Genomic DNA, 7,954 nt, shown 5'->3' with positions numbered 1-7,954 from the left:
CTAGATGCGTCAAGTATGCGTCAGGAATCGGTGAGAATGGTGTGATGGCCGCCAGCGACGTCGTAGCCGCGCCCCTGAAAGCCGGGCGCTGCGGTGAGCACCCCTTCAGGGGCGCGGGGAACTGCGCGACCAGCCCCCACGCCCGCAGCCACAGGCCCCACAGGACCCACAGGAAACGCTTCATGAACGATTTCTGAGAACCTCGCCCGACCTGCGAGAAGGTTCCTTATATCGGGCAAACACGCTTCTCGCGGCGTTCTCAGCGGGCCCTCAGGAAGCTCTCATGGTCACGGGACAAGCTGTTTGTCATGACCGAGAGCCTCCGCCGCAGCGGCGAGTACGAGAACCCCCAGGGTCCCCAGGGTGACGCCTACCAGGGCGCGTACCCCCAGCAGCAGCCCGCCTCCACCCCCGTGAACCCGGAGTGGCCGCCCCCGCCGGCGCACCAGCCGACACAGCAGCCGCTGCAGCAGCAGGCCGTCCCTCAGGTCACCGCGGAGCCGCAGACCGCGCAGTTCCCGGAGTACACGGCGGCGCCGCCGCTGCACACGGCGGAGCACCCGGAGCACTCGGCCCACGCGAAGCAGAAGCGCACCCGGGGCCCGATAGCCCTGCTCGCCGCGGTCGCGATCGTCGCGGCGGCCGTCGGCGGCGGCACCGCGTACGCCTTCCAGGAGCTGACCGGCAAGAACGACGTCGTCTCCTCCAGCACCACCACCAGCGTGGTGCCCTCCAGCAAGAAGGGGGACGTCGCCACGATCGCCGCCGCCGTCAGCCCGAGCGTCGTCGAGATCACCGCCACCCTGAGCAACGGCACCTCCACCGGCTCCGGCGTCGTCATCAGCAGCAACGGCGAGATCGTCACCAACAACCACGTGATCTCCGGCGCCCAGTCGATCAAGGCCACCACCAGCACCGGCAAGTCCTACACCGCCGAGGTCGTCGGCACCGACAGCGCCAAGGACCTCGCCCTCATCAAGCTCCAGGGCGCCTCCGGTCTCAAGACCGCCACCCTCGGCAACTCCGACGGCGTCCAGGTCGGCGACACGGTCGTCGCGATCGGCTCCCCCGAGGGCCTCAGCGGCACCGTCACCAGCGGCATCGTCTCCGCGCTCAACCGGGACGTGACCGTCTCCACCGACGAGGGCCAGGACCAGCAGAGCCAGGGCGGCGACGGCAGCGGCCAGTGGCCGTTCTCCTTCGGCGGCCGGCAGTTCAACGGCGACACGGGCTCGTCCACGACGACCTACAAGGCGATCCAGACCGACGCCTCGCTGAACCCCGGCAACTCCGGCGGCGCGCTGATCGACGCCGGCGGCAACATCATCGGGATCAACTCGGCGATGTACTCGGCCAGTTCGGACTCCTCCTCGTCCTCCTCGGACGCGGGCAGCGTCGGCCTCGGCTTCGCCATCCCGATCAACACCGTCAAGTCCGACCTGGCCAAGCTGCGGGCGGGCTCCACCAGCTGAGGCACGGCACCACGAACACACCGAGCGCAAGGGAGTACGTCATGATCAAGCAGGTTATGCACCACACGACCAGTGACAGCCCGGCCGACTTCGACCTCGCTCTCGAGGTGGCCCACGAACTCAACGCACCGACCGAGGCAGTGGTGGCCCCGGCCGCGCGCGCCCCGGAGATCGTGCCGGCCCCGGAGCTGATGGGGCTGCGCATGTCCGCGGCCCGGCCGCACCAGCGCAAGGTGCCGCTGAGCCGGATGACCCTGGTACGCGGCTAGGGGGCGTTCCGCCCCACTGGTGTGCATACCCGACAGCCCGGAAACATGCGAGGCTGAGAGGCGTCCCGCCACGAGCCACCGCACCCCGATCCATCACACCCCGAGGAACCGCGAGCGATGAGCCCCGCCGAAGCCGACCGTGACCCCCAGCGCATTCTGATCGTCGACGACGAGCCGGCCGTACGCGAAGCCCTCCAGCGCAGCCTGGCCTTCGAGGGGTACGAGACCGAGGTCGCGGTCGACGGGGCGGACGCGCTGGAGAAGGCCACGGCCTACAAGCCGGACCTGATCGTCCTCGACATCCAGATGCCGCGCATGGACGGCATGACCGCGGCCCGCCGGATCCGCGGGGCGGGCGACACGACCCCGATCCTGATGCTGACGGCCCGCGACACGGTCGGCGACCGCGTCACCGGCCTCGACGCCGGGGCGGACGACTACCTGGTCAAGCCCTTCGAACTCGACGAACTCTTCGCCCGTATCCGCGCCCTCCTGCGCCGCAGCTCCTACGCGGGCTCGGTGGCCGACGGGGGCCAGGAGGACGAGGCACTCACCTTCGCCGACCTGCGCATGGACCTGGCGACCCGCGAGGTCACCCGGGCCGGCCGGCAGGTGGAGCTGACCCGCACCGAGTTCACGCTCCTGGAGATGTTCATGGCCCATCCACGCCAGGTCCTCACCCGCGAGCAGATCCTCAAGGCCGTCTGGGGCTTCGACTTCGAGCCCTCCTCCAACTCCCTCGACGTCTACGTCATGTACCTCCGCCGCAAGACCGAGGCCGGCGGCGAGCCCCGCCTCGTCCACACCGTGCGCGGCGTCGGGTACGTCCTGCGCCAGGGCGGCGCGGAGTGAACAGGCTCGCCCGCCGCTTCCGCACCCTCCCGATCCGCGCCCGCCTGTCGATGCTGGTCGCGGCGGCGGTGGCGTTCGCGGTGGCGGCGGTGTCGGTGACGTGCTGGTTCATCGTGCAGGGGAAGCTGTACGACCAGGTGGACGCCGATCTGAAGAAGTCGGCACAGCGGCCGGTGAGGATGAGCCAGGCGGTGGGACTCCTGTCGGTGTGCCCACAAGCGCCGAGCGAGGTGACCGACTCCGAGTCGGACTCGGACGGTCTGCGGTTTCCCAACGCCTACTACACGCAGTTGGTGAAGGCCGACGGCTCGTTCTGTGTCTCCTCGGACTCCCCGGGCACGCTGAAGACGACACGGGACGACCAGGCCATCGCCAAGAACGCGACGAGTGGCAAAGGGGTCTACCGCAACGGCGTGGACACATCGGGGAACGACGTCCGCGTGCTGACGATCCCCCTGCTGGTCAGCCAGGACCTCGGGTCACAGCCCCGGATCTACCCCGACGTTGCTCTCGTGAGCGCCGTCTCCCTCAAGAACACCGAGAAGACCCTCAACGACCTGGCCCTGCTGCTCCTCCTCGTCTCCGGTGTCGGAGTCATCGGCGCCGGAGCCGCCGGCCTCGCGGTCGCCCGCGCCGGTCTGCGCCCCGTCGACGAACTCACCGAAGCCGTCGAACACGTCGCCCGTACCGAGGACCTGAGCATCCGCATCCCGGTGGAGGAGGAGTCGGACGACGAGATCGCCCGCCTGTCGCGCTCCTTCAACTCGATGACGACGTCGCTCGCGAACTCCCGGGAACTGCAACAGCAACTCATCGCGGACGCCGGCCATGAACTCCGTACCCCCCTCACCTCCCTCCGTACGAACATCGAGCTCCTCACCCGCAGTGAGGAGACCGGCCGCCCGATCCCTCCGGCGGACCGCAAGGCGCTGCTCGCCTCGGTGAAGGCGCAGATGACGGAGCTGGCGTCGCTGATCGGCGACCTCCAGGAGCTGTCCCGGTCGGAGGGCCAGCGCGGCGAACGCGTCCAGGTGGTGGCGTTGCAGGACACGGTCGAGGCCGCCCTGCGCCGCGCCCAGCTGCGCGGCCCGGAGCTGAAGATCACGGCGGACGTACGGCCCTGGTTCGTACGCGCCGAGCCCTCCGCCCTGGAACGGGCGATCGTCAACATCCTGGACAACGCCGTGAAGTTCAGCCCCGAGGGCGGCACGATCGACGTCGCCCTGGACCGCGGCGTCCTCACCGTCCGCGACCACGGCCCCGGCATCCCGGAGGACGAACTCCCCCACGTCTTCGACCGATTCTGGCGCAGCCCGAGCGCACGGGCGCTGCCGGGCTCCGGCCTCGGCCTGTCCATCGTGGCCCGCACGGTCCAGCAGGCCGGCGGCGAGGTCACCCTGACCCGCGCGACCGGCGGCGGCACGGTGGCGACCGTACGACTGCCGGGGGCGCCCACGACTCAGCCGGAGGCAGGACAGTAGGTTCGGCCTCCTGGCCGTCGGCCGTCTCCTGAGCTGCGTGAAGGCTCCACAACGAGGCCGCCTATCCTCTCCCCAGTCGCGCACCCGTTCGGTGCGTCAGGGGAGGGTTCGGGACATGGACGAGGGCGGATTCGAACGCGAGTACCGGAAGCGGCGAAGGCCGCCCGGGTCGTACCTCCTCCTGCTGGGGGTGGTGCTGTTCAACGCCCTCCTCCAGACCGGCCGTCTCCCCGACGACGGCGACAGCGGGGACTGGTGGGGGCCGCCCGTCTTCGGGCTGCTGATCGTCGTACTGCTCGCGCGGGTCGGACTGGAGCAGTACCGGGCGTGCACCAGGGTCACGAGCGCCGGGATCACCGCGCGGGGACCACTGCGGACCCGTACCTGGGCCTGGTCCGAGGTGTACGACATCCGGGTCGAGCCGGTCCCGCGCGGCTCCGGCCAGAACGGTCCCCGGTGGCTCACCCACCTGTACGACTTCGACGGCCGCCGCTTCCTGCTCCCGCACCTCGACGACTGGCAGCTGGCCGACCCCTACGCCGAGGTCTCGGAGCTGTGCCTGGCCGCCGACCCACAGCGCAGCCTCGACTGGACGCGACGCCCGGACATCGAGGAGCGGATCCTGCGGGGGGCCGTGCGGCGCAGGGCACGGTTGTGGGGCGGCTACGGAGCCGTCGCCATGATCGTGGTGATGTTCGTGGTCTCCCTGGCGCTGGTGTTCCCGGACCGGGCGGACCATCCCTTCCTGCTGCTGGTGTGCGTCCCGGTCGCCTCGGGCGTCGTGCTGAGCGCCGTACTCCAGTGGTACTGGAGCACCCGACCGCCGCGTTCCCTGAGCCGGCAGCCCGACTGACGTCAGGGAACGGTCTTATCCTCTCCTCAGCCGCGCACCAGTTCGGTGCGGGCCTGAGGAGGGGGGCCTCGATGGGGGAGGCGACAGGCGTGGAGCGCGTGTACCGGAGACGGCGCAGGCTCCCGGGGCGGTACTTCTTGGCGGCGGGCGCGGCCATCGGGGTGGCGCTCCTGCGGGTCTACACGGACGACAGCGAGCTGCGCAGATGGGGAGCGCTGGGGATCGGGCTGCTGCTCGTGACGGTCCTGGTCATGGTCCCGCTGAACCAGTACCGGGCGCACACCCGGGTGACCGCCCACGGCGTCACCGCGCAGTGGGCCCTGCGCGCACGGACCTGGGCCTGGCGGGAGGTGTACGACATCCGGGTCGAGCGTGTCCCGGGCAATGGCACCGGGACGACGTATCCGGAGTGGGTCGCCTACCTGTACGACTTCCAGGGCCGTCGGTTCACGCTCCCGCAGCTCAACAACTGGCAGCTGGACGACCCGTACGCCGAGGTCACCGACCTCTGTCTGGCCGCCGTCCCGTACCGCGGCCTCGACTGGACGCGACGCCCGGACATCGAGGAGCAGATCGTACGGCGGATCGCGCGGGGCAAGACGTGGGCCGTGGTGGCGGCCTTGGCCCTGGTGGCGCTGATCGTCGCGGCCGTCTTCGCCGTGAACCCGGTGTGACCGCCCGCCCGGCAGCCGTAACCCAGGCACATCCCCGGCAGCGAGGAAGATCTCGCCGGCCGACGACGACGTGCCCGTGCGGGTCGGCGGTGCGGGGCGGCCGTGCGGGGCGGGACCGGCCGGACCGTGCGCGGGGTGGGGCACACCCTGCGGACGGCTCCTACCACCTGAGGATCATCGTCTCGTCCGGTGCCGGTGCCGCCGCGATGGCCTCGGGGAGCGGATGGGCCAGGGCGGCGTACGCGCCGTCGCGGGCCAGGAGTTCGCCGTGCGTGCCGGACTCCACCAGGCGGCCGTGGTCGACGACCAGGATGCGGTCGGCGTCGGGGGCGAGGGTGAGGTCGTGCGTGATCATGATGGTCGTACGGCCCGCCATCAGCCTGCGCAGCGGGGTCACCACCTGGCGGGCGGCGATCGCGTCCAGGCCCGCGGTGGGCTCGTCGAGGACGAGGACCGGGGCGGCGCGCAGCATCGCGCGGGCGATGGCGATGCGCTGGAGCTGACCCCCGGAGAGGGCGGCCGTGCCGGGCGCGATGTGGGTGTCGTAGCCCTCGGGGAGGGCGGCGACGAAGTCGTGGGCGGCGGCGTCCCGGGCCGCCTGCTCGATCTCGGTGTCCGTCGCCCCGGGCCGGCCGCACCCGATGTTCTCGCGGACCGTGCCGTTGAGGATCAGCGTCTGCTGCGGGAGCAGGGCGACGTTCTCCCGGAGGAACTCCAGGGATACGTCCGGGAGCGGGACGCCGTCCAGGCAGATCACGCCGGCCGAGGGGTCGTAAAAGCGGGTGAGGAGCTTGGAGAGGGTGGACTTGCCGGCGCCGCTCCGGCCGGTGACCAGGACGAGTTCGCCGGGGCCGGCCGCGAGGTCGACGTCCCGGAGGGAGGCGCGGGGGGACTCCGGGTAGCGGAAGGAGACGTTGTGGAAGCTGACCCAGCCGCGTACCGGCCAGGGGCCGACCGGCCGGGCGGGGTCGGTGACGGCGGGCTCGGCGTCCAGGATCTCGTTGATGCGTTCCGCGCCCGCGGTGGCCGCGGTGAGGGTGAGGCCGAGCTGGCCGAGGTTGCGGATCGGCGGGTACAGGTAGCCGAGGAAGGCGGCGAAGGCGAGCAGCTGACCGAGGGTCATGCGGTCGGCGGAGATCTCCCAGACGCCCAGGCCGATCACGGCGAGCACGCAGAGGGTCTCGACGACCTCGACGAACTGCGCGTACATCTCGCTGAGCCGCGCGCCGCGCACGCTCGCCCGCATCCAGGCGCGGGCCTCGACGTCGAGGCGCTTCTCCTCGTCCCGGCGCCGGTTGTACGCCTGGGTGAGGACGACGTTGCCGAGGGACTCCTCGACCACGGAGGTGATCGCGCCGTCGGCGACCCGCTCGTCCTGGGAGGCCGTCCTGATCCGGCCGGAGAAGCGGCGGGCGGCGAACAGGAACAGGGGCGCGAGCACGAAGGTGGCCAGGGCCAGGTCCCAGCGCAGCCACAAGGCGGCGGCCGCGTAGAAGACGGCGGAGAAGGCGGCGGCGACGGTGCCGACGACACCCGAGACGACCATCTGCTCGATGGCCTCGACGTCACCGGTGAGGCGCTCCACCAGGTCGCCCTGGCGGTGCTTCTGGAAGAAGTGCGGGGGCAGGTCCTGGACGTGCCGGAAGACCTTGGCGCGCAGCCGCAGCACGAATCGCTCGGCGGTCCAGGTGGCCAGTGAGTTGCCGCAGTAGCCGACGAACGCGCCGAGCGCGGCGACGCCCAGCCAGGCACCGGCCGGGCCCCAGAAGGCGGACAGCGAACCGGCCGCCAGGGCGTTGTCGGTGAGGTCGGCGAAGAGCAGGATCGCGGCGGTCTCGGCGAGCGCGGACACCACCACGCAGGCGATGATCGCGCCGAGCCACCCGCGGTCGCCGCGGGTCAGCGGCCAGAAGCGGCGGAAGGCCACCCGGGCTTCTCTCATGGTCGACGACTCCCTTCTTGTCTCTGTGCGCACCGGAGCGCACATGGCCGAGGCGGGGCCACCGGTACGACCGAGCTCAACCGGTGGCCCCGCCTCGCTGCGTGCCTCAGCCCTTGTCGACGGGGCGGCGCTTCGGAGCCGGCTTCTTCGGCGCGGGCTTCTTCGGGGCCGGGGCGGGCTTGTGGTGCTTCCTGACGGGGACGATCTTGTGGAAGCTCATGGTGCTGTTCCTCTCTGTCGTGGCCTCTGCCGGGGCCTCTGTCGTGGTTCTGCAACAGTTCCTCTACCGCCCTGCCGCAATAACCTGTGAATTGATTTGAATTACGTCTGTAAATTCTTTGTCAGCGCTGGTCGCCGACCGGGCGACGCTTCGGGGCCGGCTTCTTCGGAGCGGGCTTCTTCGGGGCCGGG

7 protein-coding genes are annotated in these 7,954 nt (G+C 71.0%); 6 read left to right on the top strand and 1 reads right to left on the bottom strand.

What is annotated here, in order from left to right; genetic code table 11:
* The first annotated feature begins 308 nt into the window (after positions 1 to 308).
* The 6 genes from ABZ642_RS44225 (at position 309) to ABZ642_RS44200 (ending at position 5,601) form a co-directional block, all read left to right on the top strand.
* Positions 309 to 1,472 (top strand): trypsin-like peptidase domain-containing protein, encoded by a 1,164-nt coding sequence (locus tag ABZ642_RS44225; protein WP_360496710.1) that lies wholly within the window; start codon positions 309 to 311, stop codon positions 1,470 to 1,472.
* Positions 1,473 to 1,513: 41 nt separating this feature from the next.
* On the top strand, positions 1,514 to 1,741 hold the full coding sequence (locus ABZ642_RS44220; RefSeq protein ID WP_360496707.1) for a hypothetical protein: 228 nt from the start codon (positions 1,514 to 1,516) through the stop codon (positions 1,739 to 1,741).
* Between the two features lie 117 nt (positions 1,742 to 1,858).
* Positions 1,859 to 2,593, top strand: coding sequence for a response regulator transcription factor (locus ABZ642_RS44215; protein WP_360496704.1), 735 nt, complete (start codon positions 1,859 to 1,861; stop codon positions 2,591 to 2,593).
* Positions 2,590 to 4,074 carry a HAMP domain-containing sensor histidine kinase gene (locus ABZ642_RS44210; RefSeq protein WP_360496701.1) on the top strand — a complete coding sequence of 495 codons (1,485 nt, stop codon included), beginning with the start codon at positions 2,590 to 2,592 and terminating at the stop codon, positions 4,072 to 4,074. The genes ABZ642_RS44215 and ABZ642_RS44210 overlap by 4 nt, the downstream gene beginning before the upstream one ends.
* Before the next feature lie 115 nt (positions 4,075 to 4,189).
* A complete protein-coding gene (locus tag ABZ642_RS44205) occupies positions 4,190 to 4,927 on the top strand; it encodes a PH domain-containing protein (RefSeq protein WP_360496698.1) in 738 nt (245 codons plus the stop codon).
* A gap of 71 nt (positions 4,928 to 4,998) precedes the next feature.
* Positions 4,999 to 5,601 carry a PH domain-containing protein gene (locus tag ABZ642_RS44200; protein ID WP_360496695.1) on the top strand — a complete coding sequence of 201 codons (603 nt, stop codon included), beginning with the start codon at positions 4,999 to 5,001 and terminating at the stop codon, positions 5,599 to 5,601.
* Between the two features lie 160 nt (positions 5,602 to 5,761).
* On the opposite strand, the gene ABZ642_RS44195 is transcribed toward ABZ642_RS44200, so the two are convergent.
* The gene (locus ABZ642_RS44195; RefSeq protein WP_360496692.1) at positions 5,762 to 7,543 is read right to left on the bottom strand and encodes an ABC transporter ATP-binding protein; all 1,782 of its coding nucleotides are present in this window, start codon (positions 7,541 to 7,543) and stop codon (positions 5,762 to 5,764) included.
* Positions 7,544 to 7,954: the final 411 nt, after the last annotated feature.

Origin of the sequence: Streptomyces sp. NPDC007157 (genome assembly GCF_040634235.1) — a bacterium.
Taxonomy (GTDB): Bacteria; Actinomycetota; Actinomycetes; order Streptomycetales; family Streptomycetaceae; genus Streptomyces.
This window is presented reverse-complemented; position numbering and strand designations above follow the sequence as displayed.

Bases quoted from the DNA above. Each gene is read 5' to 3' on its own strand.
- ABZ642_RS44225 (WP_360496710.1), top strand. From the start codon at position 309: ATGACCGAGAGCCTCCGCCGCAGCGGCGAGTACGAGAACCCCCAGGGT.
- ABZ642_RS44220 (WP_360496707.1), top strand. From the start codon at position 1,514: ATGATCAAGCAGGTTATGCACCACACGACCAGTGACAGCCCGGCCGAC.
- ABZ642_RS44215 (WP_360496704.1), top strand. From the start codon at position 1,859: ATGAGCCCCGCCGAAGCCGACCGTGACCCCCAGCGCATTCTGATCGTC.
- ABZ642_RS44205 (WP_360496698.1), top strand. From the start codon at position 4,190: ATGGACGAGGGCGGATTCGAACGCGAGTACCGGAAGCGGCGAAGGCCG.
- ABZ642_RS44200 (WP_360496695.1), top strand. From the start codon at position 4,999: ATGGGGGAGGCGACAGGCGTGGAGCGCGTGTACCGGAGACGGCGCAGG.
- ABZ642_RS44195 (WP_360496692.1), bottom strand. From the start codon at position 7,543: ATGAGAGAAGCCCGGGTGGCCTTCCGCCGCTTCTGGCCGCTGACCCGC.